Source organism: Rhizobium deserti (assembly GCF_004358025.1).
Lineage (GTDB): Bacteria > Pseudomonadota > Alphaproteobacteria > Rhizobiales > Rhizobiaceae > Neorhizobium > Neorhizobium deserti.
On sequence record NZ_SMTL01000002.1, the window covers coordinates 737,154 to 756,838 of the forward strand.

The 19,685-nt window shown below is 61.2% G+C and carries 14 protein-coding genes; 8 read left to right on the forward strand and 6 right to left on the reverse strand.

Annotation, left to right across the window (positions count from 1 at the left end; all coding sequences use genetic code 11):
- Positions 1–72: 72 nt before the first annotated feature.
- Positions 73–840, reverse strand: coding sequence for a class D beta-lactamase (blaOXA, locus tag E2F50_RS09990; RefSeq protein WP_133316398.1), 768 nt, complete (start codon positions 838–840; stop codon positions 73–75).
- A 161-nt stretch (positions 841–1,001) separates the two neighbouring features.
- Here blaOXA and E2F50_RS09995 point away from each other — a divergent pair, with 161 nt between their 5' ends.
- From E2F50_RS09995 to E2F50_RS22930, 6 genes are all read left to right on the forward strand, one after another.
- Positions 1,002–1,937, forward strand: a complete 936-nt coding sequence (locus E2F50_RS09995) for a LysR family transcriptional regulator (RefSeq protein WP_133315978.1) — start codon at positions 1,002–1,004, stop codon at positions 1,935–1,937.
- A gap of 301 nt (positions 1,938–2,238) precedes the next feature.
- A complete protein-coding gene (locus tag E2F50_RS10000) occupies positions 2,239–3,105 on the forward strand; it encodes a hypothetical protein (protein ID WP_133315979.1) in 867 nt (288 codons plus the stop codon).
- A gap of 197 nt (positions 3,106–3,302) precedes the next feature.
- Positions 3,303–4,595 carry an Hsp70 family protein gene (locus E2F50_RS10005; protein WP_133315980.1) on the forward strand — a complete coding sequence of 431 codons (1,293 nt, stop codon included), beginning with the start codon at positions 3,303–3,305 and terminating at the stop codon, positions 4,593–4,595.
- Positions 4,596–4,665: 70 nt separating this feature from the next.
- A complete protein-coding gene (locus tag E2F50_RS10010) occupies positions 4,666–5,565 on the forward strand; it encodes a uracil-DNA glycosylase (RefSeq protein ID WP_133315981.1) in 900 nt (299 codons plus the stop codon).
- Between the two features lie 171 nt (positions 5,566–5,736).
- Positions 5,737–5,928: a hypothetical protein gene (locus E2F50_RS10015; RefSeq protein ID WP_133315982.1), complete on the forward strand. Its 192-nt coding sequence runs from the start codon at positions 5,737–5,739 to the stop codon at positions 5,926–5,928.
- A gap of 14 nt (positions 5,929–5,942) precedes the next feature.
- Positions 5,943–6,092 (forward strand): hypothetical protein, encoded by a 150-nt coding sequence (locus E2F50_RS22930; RefSeq protein ID WP_161974077.1) that lies wholly within the window; start codon positions 5,943–5,945, stop codon positions 6,090–6,092.
- 18 nt (positions 6,093–6,110) lie between these two features.
- Here the strand turns inward: E2F50_RS22930 and E2F50_RS10020 are convergent, their stop codons facing one another.
- Positions 6,111–7,046, reverse strand: a complete 936-nt coding sequence (locus E2F50_RS10020) for a DMT family transporter (protein WP_133315983.1) — start codon at positions 7,044–7,046, stop codon at positions 6,111–6,113.
- A gap of 317 nt (positions 7,047–7,363) precedes the next feature.
- Between E2F50_RS10020 and pepN the strand changes: the two genes are divergently transcribed.
- Positions 7,364–10,012, forward strand: a complete 2,649-nt coding sequence (gene pepN / locus E2F50_RS10025; protein ID WP_133315984.1) for an aminopeptidase N — start codon at positions 7,364–7,366, stop codon at positions 10,010–10,012.
- 312 nt (positions 10,013–10,324) lie between these two features.
- Positions 10,325–12,682, forward strand: coding sequence for a PAS domain-containing sensor histidine kinase (locus tag E2F50_RS10030; RefSeq protein ID WP_133316399.1), 2,358 nt, complete (start codon positions 10,325–10,327; stop codon positions 12,680–12,682).
- A gap of 4 nt (positions 12,683–12,686) precedes the next feature.
- Here the strand turns inward: E2F50_RS10030 and E2F50_RS10035 are convergent, their stop codons facing one another.
- The 4 genes from E2F50_RS10035 to E2F50_RS10050 all read right to left on the reverse strand — a co-directional run bounded on the left by E2F50_RS10035 (position 12,687) and on the right by E2F50_RS10050 (position 19,550).
- A complete protein-coding gene (locus E2F50_RS10035) occupies positions 12,687–15,653 on the reverse strand; it encodes a bifunctional [glutamine synthetase] adenylyltransferase/[glutamine synthetase]-adenylyl-L-tyrosine phosphorylase (RefSeq protein WP_133315985.1) in 2,967 nt (988 codons plus the stop codon).
- A gap of 32 nt (positions 15,654–15,685) precedes the next feature.
- Positions 15,686–17,077, reverse strand: coding sequence for a sensor histidine kinase (locus E2F50_RS10040; RefSeq protein ID WP_133315986.1), 1,392 nt, complete (start codon positions 17,075–17,077; stop codon positions 15,686–15,688).
- A 39-nt stretch (positions 17,078–17,116) separates the two neighbouring features.
- Positions 17,117–17,875: a response regulator transcription factor gene (locus tag E2F50_RS10045; protein ID WP_133315987.1), complete on the reverse strand. Its 759-nt coding sequence runs from the start codon at positions 17,873–17,875 to the stop codon at positions 17,117–17,119.
- Positions 17,876–17,966: 91 nt separating this feature from the next.
- Positions 17,967–19,550, reverse strand: a complete 1,584-nt coding sequence (locus E2F50_RS10050; RefSeq protein WP_133315988.1) for a Do family serine endopeptidase — start codon at positions 19,548–19,550, stop codon at positions 17,967–17,969.
- Positions 19,551–19,685: the final 135 nt, after the last annotated feature.

Consider the following 19,685-nt stretch of genomic DNA (forward strand, 5'->3'; position numbering starts at 1 on the left):
GGAGGTTCCGGAGGCTTCTAAGGAAAGGAGGCAAGCGGCTGTCTTGCGCAAAGGTCGCGCAGACCGGAAGGACTAGAAGCCTTCGGCCAGCTTGGGGAGATCGGCAATCAGGCTGTCGCGGACCACATAGCTGATCGGCGTCTCGTTATAACGCTTCGTGTCGACCAGCAGCCGGGCGAAGACCAGGCGGCGGTCGCCCTTCCTGGCCCAGCCGACGAACCAGCCGATCGGACGGCTGCCATCTGCCTTGCCGGCCTTGTCGCGCATCGAACCAGAACCGGTCTTGCCCTGGATGTCCCAGCCGTCCGCCCCTTCGAAATGCGGCACGATGGCGAGGGTCAGATCCACGGCGTGCGCAGAAATCGGCAGTTCACCGTTCAGGAAACGGCGCAGGAATTTTACCTGCTCGTCCGGGGAAATCTTCAGGGACGACATCAGCCATGCTTCGGTCAGTCCGTCCGTGCCGCCGGGGCCGCCGGAAATATCACGATTGCCATAGCCGAAGCGTTGGACGTAATCGGCGAATTTTTTAGTCCCGAGCTTGCGGGTTAGTTCCTGCGAATACCAGACGATCGAATCCCGCTCCCAGATCACCGGATCGGTGTCCTTCTGCTCGCGAACGGAACGGTTGAACGTCGGCTGGTATTTCCACAGGGGCTCGTGTTCGTTCCTAAGTATGCCGACGTCATAGCCCATCATGGCCAAAGGCAGTTTGAAGGTCGATTGTGGATAGACTGCCTCGGCGCAGCTGCCCTGGCGATAGAGCATCTCGCCGCTCTGCTCATCCATGAGGACCGTGCAGCGCAAAACCTCGGCTGCCCGAACCGCAGAAGCGCCCATAGAACCTGCTGCAATCGCAAAAGAAACAGCAAAAAGACGTAGATGTTTGAAAGCCACTGGCCCGCTCCGTTCGGTCTAGAGATCATTGTTCTAGGCCGGCTTGCGAGCCGCATCAAACAATGATATCTGCTGGCTGACATTAGCTAAGCTAGGGCATCACATTGGTTCGACCGCATCTGCCGCTGAACGCCCTGCGTGCCTTTGAGGCCGCGGCCCGCCACCTGAGCTTTACCCGCGCGGCCATCGAGCTTTGCGTTACCCAGGCCGCTGTCAGCCACCAGGTCAAACTTCTCGAGCAAAGGCTCGGAGCAACGCTTTTCCGGCGCCTGCCACGCGGATTGATGATTACCGAGGAAGGGCTGGCGCTGCTTCCGGCGCTTCAGGACAGTTTTGACCGGATGGCCGAAATGCTCGATCGCTTCGAAGGCGGGCATGTGCGCCAGGTGTTGAAACTCGGCACGGTCGGCACGCTTGCCGTCGGCTGGCTGGTGCCGCGGCTGGCGGATTTCCGGCAAAGGTATCCATTCGTTGATCTGCGGCTGTCGACCAATAACAACCGCGTCGACATTGCCGCCGAAGGCCTCGACTATGCGATCAAGTTCGGCAACGGCGCCTGGCACGACATAGAGGCGGAGGCGCTGTTCGAGGCCCCGCTTTCGGTGCTTTGCGTCCCGGCGATCGCACGGCAGCTGAAGACGCCGGAAGACGTGGCGCACCAGACGCTGCTGCGCTCTTACAGGGCAGATGAATGGCCGAGCTGGTTTGCGGAGGCCGAAGTGGCCCCGCCGCAGATCCGCGGACTGGTGTTCGACAGTTCGGTGTTGATGGTCGAGGCGGCGCTGCAGGGTGGCGGCGTGGCACTGGCCCCGCCGCTGATGTTTTCTCGTCAACTGGCGGCAGACGCGCTGCAGCAGCCCTTCCCTGTTTGTATTTCAAAAGGCAGCTACTGGCTGACCCGCCTGAAGTCGCGATCGGTGACGCCCGCCATGGAGATATTTTCAGCCTGGCTTGCAGAAATGGCCGCTGAGACGCGTCAGCAGGAAAAGATTTTCACCGAGGGCAGCCGCCTCGCCTTCTCCCAACAAGAGAAAAATTAATATCATTACAATGATTTAGCATTCATAGTCATACCAAAACACGGGCGTCGATCAGCAATGTGTAAATATTGAGTTTATTTGGCGCGCTAGTTTTGACATCGTATCAAGGCGCCACTGTTACAGGCCATGCTGTATTAGTTTATTCATGGAGAACAACGTGCTTGAGGCACTATTTGGGAGTTCACACAGCTCCTCACCGGCGCAAACGCAGTCTTCGAACAGCGCAACGTCCAGCAGTTCGGCCAGCGGGTCGACATCCAGCAGTTCCACGCCGGCCGCTACCCCAACGAACAACAACGCGGTGTCCACTGCGCCGGCAGACAGCACCGAGGACGGCGCCAGCGTCGATAATTCTGACGACGGCATCTACTCTGCCACTCCGCCAACATCCACTGCCGAGACGGCAGAGGACGAGCAAGCCATAGACGAGGCAGATACCGACGAGACTTCGGCGGCAGTACCTCCCGCAGCGACCGAGACCAACGAAACGGCAGAGGCCGAGCCGGTGGTGGACGAGACGGACGTGAGCAACGAAACGGTGGAAGAGCCGGGCGCAAGTGAAACCGCAGTCACCACGCCTCCTGCAGCGACCGGAACCGACGAAACCGACAGCACTGCAACGGGTGACAATTCGGCTCCGGCAGAGTCAGCAGCTGCCACGGCGCCTTCGACCAACGAATCGTCTTCGGACAGCGCCGCTTCGACGCAAACCCCGACCACAACGGAAACCGGAGCTGCACCGGCGACCACTGGCAATGCAGGCTCAGGTAATTCCGCCGATACCACACAGGTGGATAAGTCTACCACTTCACCGGCCGCTGCCGATGAGGCCGCTACAGTGCCGACGTCCTCCAGCAGCGGGGCAACCATCCCTACAACAAAGGCTTCCCCCAGCTCGGATGCCAAGGCCGCCGATCACGTCGCGGATTTCCTTGACCAGATCGCCAGGATCCAGGCGCGGATCGGCAACACCAATTCCGACGAGCAGAAGCAGTTGCGCGACCGAGCGGCGGAAGTCGTCCAAAGCCTGGTCGTGAGCCAGATGCTGGATGGCATCGTTTCAAAGCAGAGCCCGAACGTCGTCTCCTTGTTCGGGTCCAGAGACAAGACCTCGTCTTCGGAGTCGAGATCGACATCGCTGACGGAGAAGCTTTACCAGGAAGCGTGATCCTTAGATGGTGGGTGACGACAACCCGTCCTCTATCTGCTGTCCTGCCGCCGATCGTGGCCGATCCCCTTGCCATTCGCAAAGCCCTGTGCCATCACGCGCCCTCTTTGAAGCGGGGGCGCGTTTTGCGTTCCGTTGCCTTTGGAAGCGGCGCTTCCGGTTTTCATCTTCGGCGCAATCTAAAAAGGAAAACGGCCATGGCACGGGCGCTCGGGCTTGATTTCGGCACGACCAATACGGTTCTGGCTTTGGCCGACGGCAGCAATACGACGCATTCCATGCGGTTTGAAAGCAGTGCCGGCATCACCGATTCCATGCGCACGGCGCTGTCCTTCATGAAGGATGCACAGCTTGGCGCCCAGGCGCTGAAGGTCGAGGCCGGACAGGCGGCGATCCGCCAGTTCATCGACAATCCCGGCGACGCGCGCTTCCTGCAATCGATCAAGACCTTTGCCGCCAGCGCGCTCTTCCAGGGTACGCTGATCTTTGCCCGTCGGCACGCCTTCGAAGACCTGATGGAAATCTTCCTGAAGCGTCTCAAGACCTATGCGGATGGCAATTGGCCGGGCGAGGTTTCGCGGCTGGTTGCCGGTCGTCCGGTGCATTTTGCCGGCGCCAATCCGGACCCAGAGCTTGCCACGAAGCGCTACAACGAAGCGCTGACACGGCTCGGCTTTCCGGAAATCCATTACGTTTATGAACCGGTCGCGGCCGCCTATTATTTTGCCCAGACGCTGAAAAACGATGCCACCGTACTGGTGGCGGATTTCGGCGGCGGCACGACCGATTATTCGCTGATCCGCTTCGAGCGGGTGGCGGGCAAGCTGAAGGCGACGCCGCTCGGCCATTCCGGCGTCGGCGTGGCCGGCGACCATTTCGATGCCAAGATGATCGACCATCTCGTCGCGCCAGAAATCGGCAAGGGCACATACTTCAAAAGCTTCGACAAGCTTCTCGAAGTCCCGTCGGGCTATTTCGCGAACTTTTCCCGCTGGAACCAGCTATCGATCTTCAAGACGACGCGGGAATTCACCGACCTGAAATCGCTGGTGCGCGCGTCGCTCGACCCCGACAAGCTTGAATTGTTCATCGACCTCGTCGAGCATGACGAGGGCTATCCGCTTTATCAGGCTGTTTCAGCCACCAAATTGGCATTGTCCGGCGCCGAAGAAGCGGAATTTGATTTCGCTCCGCTCGGTAAGGCTGGCCGCAAAATGGTGAAGCGCGCCGATTTCGAAACCTGGATTGCCGACGATCTCGGTCGCATCGAAGGAGCTCTCGACGACGTACTGGAAAAGACGAGCACATCCGCGTCGCAGATCGACAAGGTGTTCCTCACCGGCGGCACCTCCTTCGTGCCGGCCGTGCGGCAGATCTTCACCCGCCGGTTTGACCAATCCAAGATCGAAAGCGGCGGCGAACTGCTGTCGATCGCCCATGGTCTGGCACTGATTGGTGAAAGTGATGATGTCGCACAATGGGCGGCGTAACAGTTTGGGCAGCGTAACTTTGGCGGCTTCTGCGCTTCCTTCGACGGGCGCCCTTCGATAGATTGATCTGATGAACGCCGCCAACGACCTTGATGCCCAGGAGCTTGCCGCGCTTTTGCATTTCTATGCGGATGCGGGCGTGGAATGGCTTGTCGAGGAAGAGCCTATTGACCGCTTTGCGCAGTTCACTGCGCAAAGGGCGGCACAGGCCGAGGTAAGGCCAGCAGTGGAACGCCAGCCGTCGCAACCCGGTTCGCAGGCCGCCAACCCATTGTCGAACCCGGCTGTCACCCCGACCACCGGGCGATCCGCCCCCGCCGCCAGAACCGCTGCGCCGGCACCTTCTGCACCCGTCTTCGTTCCCGATGGCGAGGCGGTCGCCGCCGCCCGCTTTGCGGCAGACAGCGCTCGCTCGCTTTTGGAACTGAGGACGGCGCTGGAAGCCTTCAACGGCTGCAATCTGAAGAACGGCGCCCGCTCGACCGTATTTGCCAGTGGCGACCCGGCTGCCGGGATAATCGTGGTCGGCCCCATGCCGAACGCCGACGACGACCGCGACGGCATTCCCTTTTCCGGGCGCCAGGGTCAGTTGCTGGACCGCATGCTCGGCGCCATCGGGCTTTCGCGCGACGCAGTCCTGCTCACCAACATCATTCCCTGGAGGCCGCCGGGCAATCGCATGCCCTCGCCCGCGGAACTGGATATCTGCCGACCGTTTCTCGAGCGGCAGATCGCGCTGGCCGAGCCGAAACTGATGCTGCTGCTCGGCAATTTCCCGGCCCGCTTCTTCTTTGGCGGCACGGCGACGATCCACTCCGTGCGGGGCCAATGGCGCGACACGTCTTGCGGCGGCCTGAATATACCAGCTATCGCTACCCTACATCCTCAGGAACTCCTGGCCGCGCCGGGAAACAAGGCTCTTGCCTGGCAGGACCTGCTAGCCTTCAGGAACAAACTTCTGGCGTCTTAGCGCCCAATTTCTGAGCATTTCCCGAAAAGAATCGGCAAGGTTACGAAAATATGAAGATCGCTATGCGCGCCGCGCATGGCAGCGCGGCATTCCGCTGCATTGCGCAATCTATGTTGCGGTGCAATATTAACGCTGTGTCTTGGGAGGAACCAGGCTCAAGGAACCAAGGCCATGACTATGCGCTTCCGCCCTATCCATTCGGGCTTCGAAACCCTCCGGGTCGCCGGCCTTTCGCCGCGTTCGACCCAGGGTTACCATCATTTCGGGTCTGCCACGAACGAGCAGATCACGTCGCGCGCCATGGCGCGTCCTGCCGGCGTCAGCCGTCCGACGGCGGTGTTTGCCGATTTCCGTGAACGTTGATCGAGGGCTCTTTTATGACAACCATTCTTCACCCGATCCGCGCCCTGCGCGACAGCCTGCAGCAGATCGGTGCTGCCGTGAATGCGTCGCGCGAATATAACCGCGCCGGCCGCACATCGGACAATCAGCCGCTCAACCCGGCCTGCGCGAGCATCCCGCTTTAAATTTCATTGCATTCGGTATCATCCGAGCGGCGAAGCCTTGCGCGCCGCCTTGCGCTCCAGCCCAAGCTGGTGCTCGCGGTAGATGATGAAGATCCCTGCCGACACGGTAATCGCAGTTCCCAGTAGCATGTTGGACGTCGGGACGTCGCCAAACAGCATATAGGCGATGACGATCCCAAGCAGGATCGACGTGTACTCAAAGGGAGCCACGGTAGAGACATCGGCATTGCGATAGGCCTCCGTCAGCCATATCTGCCCCAGCCCGCCGCAAAAGCCTGCGCCGATCAGGAATAAGGCTTCCTCGCCCGAAAGAGCCGTCCATCCGAATGGCAGGCTGGCAAGCGAAAAGACTGCCGCCGTCAGCGAGAAATACAGCACGATCGTCGCCGTCTTCTCGGTGCGAACCAGTTGGCGCGTCTGGATCATGGCAAAGCCGGCTAGGACCGCTGCAAGAAGCAGCGAAGCCGCTCCTACCGCCTGTTCAGATGCCATGCCGCCTTGCTCGAACATGCTCAGCTTCGGCCAGGAAATGATCACCACGCCGAGCATGCCGACGACCACCGCCGTCCAGCGGTAGACACGCACCGATTCTTTCAGGAAAATTGCCGCAAACACCACCGCCAACAGCGGCGAGGAATAGCCGATGGCGATCGCGTCCGGCATGGGCAGATGCACCAGGCCATAGAACCCGCAGACCATTGACAAGATGCCGAGAAAGCCGCGCTTCAGGTGCCCGGGGAAGCTCTCGGTGTAGAAGCCATGCTTCAATTGCCGCTGGAATGCCAGATAGGTCATGATCGGCACGAGCGCGAAAGCGGAGCGGAAGAATGTAATCTGGCCGGCCGGGACATCCGGACCGGCAGCCTTGATGCAGGTCTGCATCATCACGAAGACGAGGACGGAAAGGACTTTGAACAGGATCCCCCGGAGGGGATTGGGGGCATCGGCGGCCATTGCAAGCTCGTCATGAAAGCGGCATTCCGCGGGCAGCGCCAACGAAAAAGAAGATATCGAAGCGGTAGCAGATGGTCCGAGCCTAGTGGATTTGCGGTGCTGGCGGGATCAAAACTGCTGATACACCCATCAATATCAGTGAGGGAAAATACTTAGTTGGTGCTCGGCAATGAAAAGGTCTATTTTAGCCCGAGTTCAACAATCGTTTAGCTTTGAATGCAATTATCTGCCCCGCGGTAACGGCCAGATGTCGATCTGGATGGAGCATGTTTGTGCTCCCGATACCATATATTGAAGAGCCGGTTCAGGAAGCCCTCATGCGCACAGATACGGGCCAGATTGTTCATCTGGCAGATTACCGCCCCACCGATTTCGTTCTGGAACGCGTCGACCTGACATTCGAGCTCGATCCAACCAATACAAAGGTCGAGTCGCGCCTCATATTCCACCGCCGCGAAGGCGTCGATGCATCTGTGCCACTGGTCTTGGACGGCGACGAACTGACGCTGTCGGGCCTCCTGCTGGACCAGCGCGAAGTGCCGGCCAGCCAGTATGACGAGACGGGGGAAAGCCTCACCGTCCGCGATCTGCCGGCCGAGACGCCGTTCGAGCTGACCATCACCACCTTCATCAACCCGGAAGCCAATACCCAGTTGATGGGCCTTTACCGCACCAACGGCATTTACTGCACGCAGTGCGAAGCCGAAGGTTTCCGGCGCATCAGCTATTTCCCGGACCGGCCGGATGTGCTGGCGCCCTACACGATCACCATTATCGGCGACAAGGCCGCCAATCCGGTCATGCTGTCGAACGGCAATTTCCTCGGCGGAGCCGGCTATGATGAAGGCCGCGCCTTTGCTGCCTGGTTCGACCCGCATCCGAAGCCGAGCTATCTGTTCGCGCTCGTCGCCGGCGATCTCGGTGTCGTCGAAGACACATTCGAGACGATGTCCGGCAACGAAGTCACGTTGAAGATCTATGTGGAGCATGGAAAGGAAGCGCGCGCGGCCTATGCTATGGATGCGCTGAAGCGTTCGATGAAGTGGGACGAGGAGCGCTTCGGCCGCGAATACGATCTCAACATCTTCCAGATCGTCGCTGTGTCCGACTTCAACATGGGCGCCATGGAGAACAAGGGCCTCAACGTCTTCAACGACAAATACGTGCTGGCCGATCCGGAAACCGCGACTGACCAGGACTATGCTAATATCGAGGCGATCATCGCCCACGAATATTTCCACAACTGGACGGGCAACCGCATCACCTGCCGCGACTGGTTCCAGCTCTGCCTGAAAGAGGGCCTGACGGTTTATCGCGACCACGAATTTTCCGCTGACATGCGCTCGCGCGCCGTGAAGCGGATCGCCGAGGTGCGGCATCTGAAATCGGAACAGTTCCCCGACGATGCCGGCCCCCTCGCCCATCCCGTCCGTCCGACGAAGTACCGCGAGATCAACAACTTCTATACGACCACAGTCTATGAAAAGGGCTCCGAAGTCACCCGCATGATCGCTACCCTGCTGGGCGCCGATCATTTCAAATCCGGCATGGATCTGTATTTCGAGCGCCATGACGGCCAGGCCGTGACGGTCGAGGATTTCGTCAAGTGCTTCGAGGATGCCACCGGCCGCGACCTCACGCAGTTCTCGCTGTGGTACCACCAGGCCGGCACGCCGCTGGTCACCGCCTCCGGCAGCTACGACCAGACCAATGCAACCTTTACCCTGTCGCTGGAGCAGATGATCCCGGCGACGCCCGCGCAGCCGAACAAGGAGCCGATGCATATCCCACTCTCCTTCGCGCTGATCTCGGACACTGGATCGATTGCGGCTCCGGCGGAGGTCAAGGGCGGCGAAGTGACGGGCGACGTCCTGCACCTCACCACGCGCAACCAGATCTTCACCTTTTCCGGTATTTCCTCGCGACCGGTCCTGTCGCTCAACCGTTCCTTCTCGGCGCCGATCAACCTGCACTTCGACCAGGCACCCGCCGATCTTGCGCATATCGCCCGCCACGACACCGATCTTTTCGCCCGCTGGCAGGCGCTGACCGATCTTGCCATCGGCAACCTGACCCAGGCGGCGCGCGATGTGCGCGAAGGCAAAGCCGTCACCTGCGATCCGGTGCTGACCTCCGCGCTTCTCGAGGCGGCCGGCGACGAGACGCTGGAACCGGCCTTCCGGGCCCAGGCCCTGACCCTGCCGAGTGAAGCCGACATTGCCCGCGAACTGGGCAGCAACAACGACCCCGACGCCATCCACGCCGCCCGGCAAGCCGTGCTGACGGCGATTGCCAAGGCAGGAGAAGAAACCTTTCTGCACTTGATCGGCGAGATGGCAATTTCGGGCCCCTATCTTCCCGACGCGGCAAGCGCCGGCAAACGGTCACTGCGCAATATCGCGCTTTCCTACCTGACCTATGCGGAAGAAACGCCGGCTCGTCTTGCAGCAGCCTTTGCGGATGCCGACAATATGACGGATATGGCGCAGGCGTTGACGCTGCTTGCCCATCGCTTTCCGGACAAGGCCGAGACGAGCGATGCCCTGGCGACTTTCCAGGCCCGCTTCGACAACAATGCCCTCGTTATCGACAAGTGGTTCTCGATCCAGGCCATGATTCCAGGCGCCGGAGCGCTTGCGCGTATCAAGGCGCTGATGGACCATCCCCGTTTCGTCGCCAACAATCCCAACCGTGTGCGCTCGCTGATCGGTGCCTTTGCCTTCTCCAACCCCACCGGCTTCAACCGCCCGGACGGAGAAGCCTACCGGTTCCTCGCCGAGCAGATCCTGGCGATCGATCCCAAGAACCCGCAGCTGGCGGCTCGCATCCTCACCTCCATGCGCTCCTGGCGTTCGCTGGAACCACAGCGCGCCGATCACGCCCATGCGGCGCTGATGACGATCGAGCGGGCGCCGGGCCTGTCGGCCGATGTGCGCGACATTGTCGAGCGGATGCTGAAGAGCTGATCGGCGCAAGATGCGACTGACGGCGCCGGTTCTTCCGCCGGCGCCATTTTCATCCCGGCCGGTCGTCACAGCGCTCCTGGCGCAATATCTGTGACAACAGGCACAACAGGCTTGACGAGCAGGGCACCGTTGATTTAGCAGGCGCCCCGCCGCGACCTCTGAGGCCGTTTTGGTCAGCCTCGAATCAGCTTCGGAATCAATCGGTTAAAAAAACCTTACCGACCCTCTGGACACAGAGAATCACTAATGATTCATTAGGTCAGATTCGGGCGAGCGGCGCGTCGAATCATCACGAGGGACCAGATGAACACGATATCGGACGTGCAGCGGCAAGCCGCTGCCGGAGGACGGCTGCGCTTTAGATTTCCGAGTTTTGCCAGCCTGAAAAACGCTACTCCGACGGAAACGCAAATTTCCGTAAAGCCGATCTCCCGGCAGGTGCCACGGGTCGAGCTGGTCCTAAAACGTGCTATCCCTCTCCTGATCATCGCATTCCTGATGGTGGTCGCCGCGTCCCGCGTCCTCGGCATTCTCGGTGAACATGACCGGATGGAAGACGCCGCTCGCCAGTCCACCTCGCTCATGGCCGCGACGGCGGCAGCCGCCTTGTCGCAGCAGGAGGATCTCTTCGTCCGGGCAGACCGGAGCGCGGCGGAGACCCGCCTTTCTGTTTTTCTGCCTGAGAGCCGGCTCGGCGCCGGTACCGTCCTGCTGCTCGTCGACAGCGGCGGGCATATTTTCGGCGGCTCGCGCGATGCATCCGCTTATGTCGGGCGCCGCCTCGCCTCGCTTCTGCCGGAAACGGCAGCCCTGCGCAGCTTCGATGGCGACAGCGGCGTGATCGAAACCTATCTGGAAGACACGGCTCATTATGCCGCCATTCGGCCGATCGGCAATGACGGCGGATTGATCGTCGCGGCGCATTCGCTCGACATGACCAACAGCTTTCTGCGCCGGGAAGTGTCGCTCAACGTCACCATCTTTACCGGCATTTCCGGCATTCTTCTGGTGATCCTCTACGCTTATTACATGCAGGTGAAGCGGGCCCGTGACGCCGACGACATCTTCGTCGAGTCCAATCTGCGGATCGAGACGGCATTGTCGCGCGGCCGCTGCGGCCTTTGGGATTTCGACGTTCACAACCGGCGCCTCTTCTGGTCCGGATCCATGTACGAAATGCTCGGCCTGCCCCCGGCCGGCAACATCATCTCCTTTTCCGATGCCGCTCGGATGATGCATCCCACCGATGCCAATATCTACGCGCTGGCGCGCGCCATCAGCCGCGGCAATGCCAAACAGGTCGATCAGGTCTTCCGCATGCGCCACGCGGCCGGTCACTATGTCTGGATGCGAGCCCGCGCCCAGGTGGTGCGAACCGCCAACGGCCGCACTCATGTCATCGGCATCGCTATGGACGTGACCGAGCAGCACCGTCTGGCGCAGCGCTATGCGGAAGCCGACCAGCGGCTGGCTGATGCCATCGAATGCACGTCGGAAGCCTTCGTGCTGTGGGACAAGAACGACCGCCTCGTGATGTGCAATGCGCATTTCCAGCAGGCCTACGGTCTTCCGGATAATGTGCTGGTTCCTGGCACCGAACGCGCCGTTGTCACCGCCGCCTCCGCCCGGCCTGTGATCGAGCGCCGCGTTGCCGATCCGGACGGCAGCGGGCATTCCCGCACCACCGAGGTGCAGCTTGCGGACGAGCGCTGGCTGCAGATCAACGAGCGCCGAACCCGCGACGGCGGAACGGTCTCGGTAGGAACGGACATTTCTCTTTTGAAGCGCCACCAGGAGCGCCTGCGCGAAAGCGAACGGCGGCTGATGGCAACCATCGGCGACCTGTCGGCTTCGCAAAAGAAGCTGGAGCGTCAAAAGTCCGAGCTTTCCATCGCCAACACTAATTATCAGGTGGAAAAGGATCGCGCCGAGGCCGCCAACAAGGCCAAGTCTGAATTTCTCGCCAATATGTCGCACGAACTGCGCACACCGCTCAACGCCATCCTTGGCTTCTCGGAAATCCTGGTCAACGGCATGTTCGGCCCACTCGGTTCCGGCAAATACAGCGAATATGCCAGGGACATCCACGACAGCGGCAAGCATCTCCTCAACGTCATCAACGACATTCTCGACATGTCGAAGATCGAGGCCGGCCATATGCGCATCCAATGCGAGCCGGTTGACCTGACGCCGCTGATCGATGAGAGCTTGCGCCTCACCTCCGTCGCCGCGGAAGAAAAGTCGATCTCGATCCACCAGAAGATGACCGATGCGCTGGAAATCGCCGGCGACCGCAGGGCGCTGAAACAGGTGCTGCTGAACATCCTTTCCAACGCCGTCAAGTTCACCAACCAGGGCGGGAATATCGAACTGCGCGCCAAGCGGCTGCCGAACGGGCTCGTCCTCACGATTGCCGATACCGGCATCGGCATTCCAAAGGCATCGCTTTCGAAGATCGGCCAGCCCTTCGAACAGGTGCAAAGCCAATATGCCAAGAGCAAGGGCGGCTCGGGTCTCGGCCTTGCCATTTCACGCTCCCTGATCGCGCTGCATGGCGGCACGATGCGGATACGCTCGAAGGTCGGCGAGGGAACGGTCGTGTCTCTGCATATCCCCGACATGCCAATTCACGACATCCCCGCGACGGCTGCGGACAAACGCGCCGCTTGAAAGGTCAGCCGGCCGCTAGGCCGGCTTTGATCGTCTTGTCGAACACCGACCGGACGGCCTTCGAGAGCCGCTTCACCTCCCCCTGAAGCGTTCGGATATCGGGGCAGTCTCCGGCCCGGCAAAGCCGCTCGATAAGACCGGCTGGGGCGTCCGCCGGGTCGAAAGGACCATCGACACAAAGCCGGATGATCTGCGACAGTTCGCTGAACAAACGCAGCGCTTGAAGAACGGTGTCGCGGTCGCTGGGCGCCATCATCACACCACCAAGCAGATCGATCACCTCTTTGGTGGTGGCGCCGTAGGTTTGCGGCACCGGTCCTTTGGTCGGGGCGATCAGGCGCAGATATTGCGCGATGAATTCGATGTCGATCAGGCCGCCCGGAATGAGCTTCAAATCCCAGATGTCGCGAGGCGGTTTTTCCTTGTCGATCAGCGCCCGCATCTCACCGACGTCGGCGGCGATCTTGCCCCTATCCGGCTCAGTCGCCAGCACGGCATCGATCACGTGGCGCGCTTCCGCCATCAGGCTCGGCTCGCCGCAGATCAGCCGCGCCCGCGTCAGCGCCATATGCTCCCAGGTCCACGCTTCTTCCTGCTGATATTTGCGGAAGGCGTTGATGCGCGTCGCGACCGGACCCTTGTTGCCCGACGGCCGGAGCCGCATGTCCACCTCGAAGACGGTGCCTTCGGCCATCGGCGCCGAAAGCGCCGCGATCAGCCGCTGAGTTACCCGTGTGAAATAGCGCTGCACGTCGAGCGGCTTCGGGCCTAGGCTTTCAACGACGTCTTCATCGTAGTCGTAGAGCAGGATGAGGTCTACATCGGACCCAGCCGTCAGTTCGAAGCTGCCGAGCTTTCCCATGCCCATGACCACGACGCGCCCGCCCGGATATGGTCCGTGCGCCGCCTCGATTTCCTCCGTTACGGCTTTGAAGGCTGCCTCGATCAGCAAGTCGGCAAGATGGGTCAATGCCCTGCCCGCCTGCTCACCGGAGATGGCGCCGGTCAAAAGCCGGACGCCGATCAGGAAACGCTGCTCGGCGGCAAAAATGCGCAGGCGATCCAGCCGCTCCTCGTAATATCTGGCAGAGCCGAGAAAGCTGGTCAGCCGAAAGAAGAGATAGTCCCGCGTCGGCAGCTCCACCATCAGGCCGGGATCCAGCATGCCGTCGAATACATGCGGCTTGGAAGCGACGATGTCAGCCAGCCTCGGGGCAGACGACATGATGGTCACGATCAGCGCGAGCAAGGGCGGGTTGTTGGCGATCAGAGAGAACAGCTGGATGCCGGCCGGCAGGCCTTTGAGGAAACTGTCGAACCGCAGCAGCGCTTCGTCGGCCCGCTTGCTCTGCCCAAAGGCCTTCAACAGTTCCGGCGTCAGTTCCGTCAGCCTTTCGCGTGCCTCGGCAGATTGGGTGGCGCGATAGCGGCCGTAATGCCAGGTCCTGATCAGGCGCGACATGTCGGCTGGGCGCTGAAAGCCCAGCTGCGCCAGCGTCTTCAAGGTGTCTGGATCGTCCTGCTGGCCGGTGAAGACGAGATTGCCGGTTCCGGAAGAGAGCTTGGTTTCCTGCTCGAAGAGACGGGCATACCGCTTTTCCACCGTCTTCAGCACGCTTTCCAGCCTTGCCGAAAAACCCTGGATGTCGACAAAGCCCATCATCAGCGCGATGCGCTTGAGCTCGGCATCGGTCGTCGGCAGGCTGTGCGTCTGCTCGTCATGCACCATCTGGATCCGGTGTTCCACATCCCGCAAAAACCAATAGGCGCCGGTGAGTTCCGCGGCGATGTCGGCACTGATCCAGTTGGCCTGAGCCAGCGCGGCCAGCGCCGCTTCGGTTTCGCGCGCCCGCAGGGGCAGCATGCGCCCGCCGGCAATCAACTGCTGGGTCTGCGCAAAGAACTCGATTTCTCGAATGCCGCCACGCCCGAGCTTGATATCGTGGCCCTTGATTGCGATCGCACCATGGCCTTTATGGGAGTGGATCTGCCGCTTGATTGAGTGGATGTCTGCAATCGCCGCGTAATCCAAATATTTACGGAACACGAAGGGGGTCATCAGGCGCATGAAGTTTTCGCCCGCCGCCATATCGCCGGCCACCGGCCGCGCCTTGATATAAGCGGCGCGCTCCCAATTCTGGCCCCGCCCCTCGTAATAGACCAGGGCGGCATCCACCGAAACAGCCAGTGGCGTCGAACCGGGATCCGGGCGTAGACGCAGATCTGTGCGGAAGACATAGCCGTCAGCCGTGCGGTCCTGCAGGATGCGGATGAGCCGCCGCATCATCCGGCCATAGGTTTCGGAAGCATCGACAGGATCGCTCAGGATGCCCGTTTCGGGATCGTAGAACACGACGATATCAATATCGGAGGAATAGTTGAGCTCCCGCCCGCCGAGCTTGCCCATGCCGAGCACGATCAGGCCGGAGCCGCAGCTCGGCTCGGCAGGGTCAACCAATCTCAGCTTGCCGCTTTCAGACGCAGCCAGCAGGAGATGATCGATGGCCGAGGCGGCGCAGGCTTCGGCGAACAGGCTTAGCCAATGGGTGGTTTGGCGGGCGGAAAACAGACGCGCAAGGTCGGCCAGGGCAAGAAGAAATCCGAGGGCTCGCTTTGCGGTCCTCAGCTTCGTCATCACTTCGCCTTCGGTCGGTATCCTGTCATCCACCGGGCGCCAGGCATTGCGTGCGTCGACGACCAGCGCCTGCAAGGCAGGCTCTAGCGGCTCATTGATCGCGAAGGAAAGCAGCGTGGGGCGCACGGTGGCCGCGTCCCGCAGAAAGGGGGAAAGACTGAAGGCGGCGAGGAGGAATTGCTTGAGCGGACTTTCCGTCTTCAGCAGAGCTGCGACATCTGGTTCGGAACCGGCAATCTCCTTCAATGCGGCCGCGGCGATGCGCGCTTCCGCCTGGTTCAAGGGGCGTATCACATCCGCCCTTACCGCATCGAGCCGCCCGACTGCCTCCGACACACCAAATTCCTCCCTGCTTCTCCCGATAGCAATTAGGGCTTGCGGCCGGGAAAGACCATGGTGACCGTCAGTCCGGGTGCCTCGGCATTGGCCTCATCCGTGGCGGAAAGTTCCAGCGAGCCGCCATGCAGTTCCATGACGGCTTCGACCAAGGACAGCCCTAGGCCGGTGCCAGGCTTGGAGCGGCTCTCGTCGAGCCGGACGAACCGCTTAACCACTTCGACGCGCTTGTGCGCCGGTACGCCCGGCCCGTTGTCGCAGATGGAAAGCCGAAACGTGCCGCCGCTTCTCGAAAGCTTGACGACGATCTTCGGGTCGCCATTGCTTTCAACCGAATATTTGATGGCATTGTCGAGCAGGTTGAAGATCGCCTGGCCGACCAGCTCGCGATTGCCCTGCACGATCAGACCGGGCTCGATCTCGGTCACCAGTGCCAAGCCCGCTTCTTCCGCCACCGGCTCGTAAAGCTCGGCGCTGTCGGAGGAAATGGCCGAAAGATCGACCTCCGACATCTCGGCGGCAATCGACCCCGCCTCGACGCGTGAAATCATCAGAAGCGCGTTAAAAGTGCGAATCAACTGGTCCGACTCGGCGATGATTCCTTCCAGCGCGTTGCGCCGCGCATCATCGCGCGTTTCGGCAATCGCATCGGCGGCCTTGTTGCGCAACCGCGTCAGGGGCGTCTTGAGGTCATGCGCGATGTTGTCGGAGACCTGACGCAACCCCTCATTGAGCTTCTCGATGCGGCCAAGCATTGCGTTCAGCGAATCGGACAGGCGGTCGAACTCGTCGCCGGAACGGCCGACCGGCAGGCGCTGCGAGAGATCGCCGGCCATGATCTTCTGGCTGGCTGCCGACATGCGATCGATGCGTTTCAGCGCGTTGCGGCCGATCCCGAACCAGATGATCAGCGCACCAAGCCCCATGATCGCCAGCGCCACCATCAGGGCTCGGCGAACGATGCCGCGGAAACGGCCAGGATCACCGAGATCGCGTCCGACCATGATTCGTAAACCGTTATCCAGCTTCAGGACATTGGCCGTCGCCAGATGAAAACGTGGTCCGCCGACTTCGGCAAACGGCTCATAGCGGAAGGGGACATTCGTCCATCCCTCCTCGTTCAGCACGCCCGGCTGCACGGAAGCAACGTTGCCGGCAAGAATCTCGCCGTTGGGGCTGGCGATCACATACAGATTGGCGCCGGGCTGTCGGGCGCGCCGCTCCATCATCCGCAGCAGAAGATTGATGCCGCCGCGCTCATAAGCGCGCTGGATATCAACGACCTCTTCCTGAACCGCCTGACGCGTCTGCTGCGACAGCAGTCGTTCGGACATGGCCGTCACGTAGAAAACGAGAAAGGCTGCGCAGAGCGCAAAAAGCAGCATGTAGAGCGCCGACAGCCGAACGGCCGTAGACCGGAACATCAGTCGAGAGCGCCTGAAGAGGCGGGACAGCAAGCGGAATTACCCCTCGTCCTTGATCATATAGCCTGCGCCGCGAATGGTCTTCAGGAGCGGCTTGTCGAAGTCCTTTTCGATCTTCGAGCGCAAACGGGAGACATGCACGTCGATGACATTGGTCTGTGGATCGAAGTGGTAGTCCCAGACATGTTCGAGCAGCATGGTACGCGTCACCACCTGTCCGGCGTTCTTCATCAGATATTCGAGCAGGCGAAATTCGCGAGGCTGCAGCAGGATCTCCTTGCCGGCCCGCCGCACCTCGTGGGAAAGTCGGTCGAGCTCCAGGTCGCCGACGCGGTAGACCATGTCCTGCTCCGGCGTTCCCTTGCGCCGGCCGAGCACTTCGACCCGGGCAAGCAGCTCGGAAAATGCGTAGGGCTTGGGAAGATAATCGTCGCCGCCGGCGCGCAGGCCGGTCACCCGGTCGTCGACCTGACCGAGCGCGGACAGGATCAGAACCGGCGCATTGACGCCGCGCTTCCTCAGTTCGCTGATCACCGACAGGCCGTCGCGGCGCGGCAACATGCGGTCGATGACCATCACGTCATAGGTGTTCTCGCTTCCCATGAAGAGGCCGCTCTCGCCATCGCTTGCATGGTCGACGACAATGCCGGCCTCCCGGAAAGCCTTGGTCATATAGGCCGCAGCCTCGAGGTCGTCTTCAATCACCAGAATCTTCATGCGCGGGACAATAGCCTCGGCGGGCTTTTTTGCACCAGCGGAATCATCGGTGCCGGGTGAATGCGGAGAAATCATCTGCATCTGTCACTCCATTGAATGCGAAGGGCGCCGACCGTTGCCGGCGGCGCCCTTCGGATCATGGCGAGGAGGCTCAGCCTTCGTCGCGAGGGGTTCAGCCCTCGTTGATCGGCAGAGCCACGAAGCGGCTGGATCCGTTCGCCTCGACCTGGAACAGGGCGCGGGTGCGTCCATCTTTACGAGCCTGTTCGAGCACCTTGCCCACGTCGGCTGCAGTTTCCACCTTACGGTTGTTGACCGAAACGATCTTTTCGCCGTTCTTGAGCCCGCGGGCTGCGGCCTCGGAGTCCGGATCGACGTCAGTCACGGCAAGGCCGGAGCCGTCTTCGGCCGGAGCCACGGTGATACCGAGGCTGGCAAGCGCCTTGTCGGTCGACGGAGCCGGCGCATCGGGCTGGCGGGTTTCCGCAGATGCGGCCTCATCGCTTGCCAGATTGCCAAGCGTCACGGGCAGCGTCTGCTGCTTGCCGTCACGCCACAGATCGACGTCCACCTTGGTGTTGGGGCCAAAGCCGGCAACACGCTTGGCAAGGTCTCGGGCATCCTTGATCGGCTGCCCATTGACGGCCGTGATCACATCGCCTTCCTTGATGCCGGCCTTCTGGCCCGGCGAACCTTCCTGCGGAGCGACGACCAGCGCACCGGAGGCTTCCTTGAGGCCGAGCGAATCGGCAATGTCCTTGTTGACGGGCTGGATCTGTACGCCGAGCCAGCCGCGTTCGACCTTGCCGTCCTTCTTGAGGTCCTCGATGACTTCCTTGGCCGTCGAAGCGGGGATGGCGAAGGCGATGCCGACATTGCCGCCGGACGGTGAGAAGATGGCGGTGTTGATGCCGACCACCTGGCCGTTGAGGTCGAAGGTCGGGCCACCCGAATTGCCGCGGTTCACGGCAGCATCGACCTGGATGTAATCGTCATAGGGTCCGGAGCCGATATCGCGGCCACGGGCCGAAACGATGCCGGCGGTCACCGTGCCGCCAAGGCCGAAAGGATTGCCCACGGCAACGACCCAGTCGCCGACGCGAACCTTGGAATCATCGGCAAAGCCGACATAGGTGAACTTGCGGCTGGTGGCATCCACCTTGAGGAGCGCCAGATCGGTGCGGGTATCCTTGCCGACAAGCTTGGCGTCGAGCTCGGTGCCGTCGTTCAGGACAACGGTATACGCCTGACCGTCGGAAACGACGTGGTTATTGGTCACCAGATAGCCGTCTTCGGAGATAAAGAAGCCGGAGCCCTGGGCGGTCGGACGCAGATGATGCGGCCGGCCGTCGGTTTGACCTTTACCGCGGTCGGCGCGATCCTGATTGCGGTTGGGACCGCTCTGGCCGTTCGGACCACCGGGGATCTGGCCGCCGAACTCCTTGAAGAAGCGCTTCAGCGGATGATCGTCAGGCAGTTCATCGAAGCCGCGACCGCCAAAATTGAACGAGAAATTGCTGTTGTCGTCGGAAACCGGTTGGGCGTCGGATTGCACGCGGACCGAAACCACGGCAGGCGACACGGCCGAAACAACATCGGCAAAGCTCGGAGCCTGTGGCGCTGTAACCCTGACCGGTTCAGCAAAGGAGGACATGACCTGGCCGGGAATGCCGGCGAAAAGCATGACGGCCGCAAGGCCAGCCACGGTGGAGGTCTTCAAGACCGTCTTCAGGGAAGGACGTCCAATTGTGCTCATGTTCAAGCTACCTTCTTCTCTTCGTCACTCATGGGCCGGATCGGCCGGCGGGCGGTGGATGAGAGAGATATAGGGAGCTGCACGTTAACTGCAGGTGGCGGACGGATGAATTCTTGGTAATATTTGCCGAAGGAG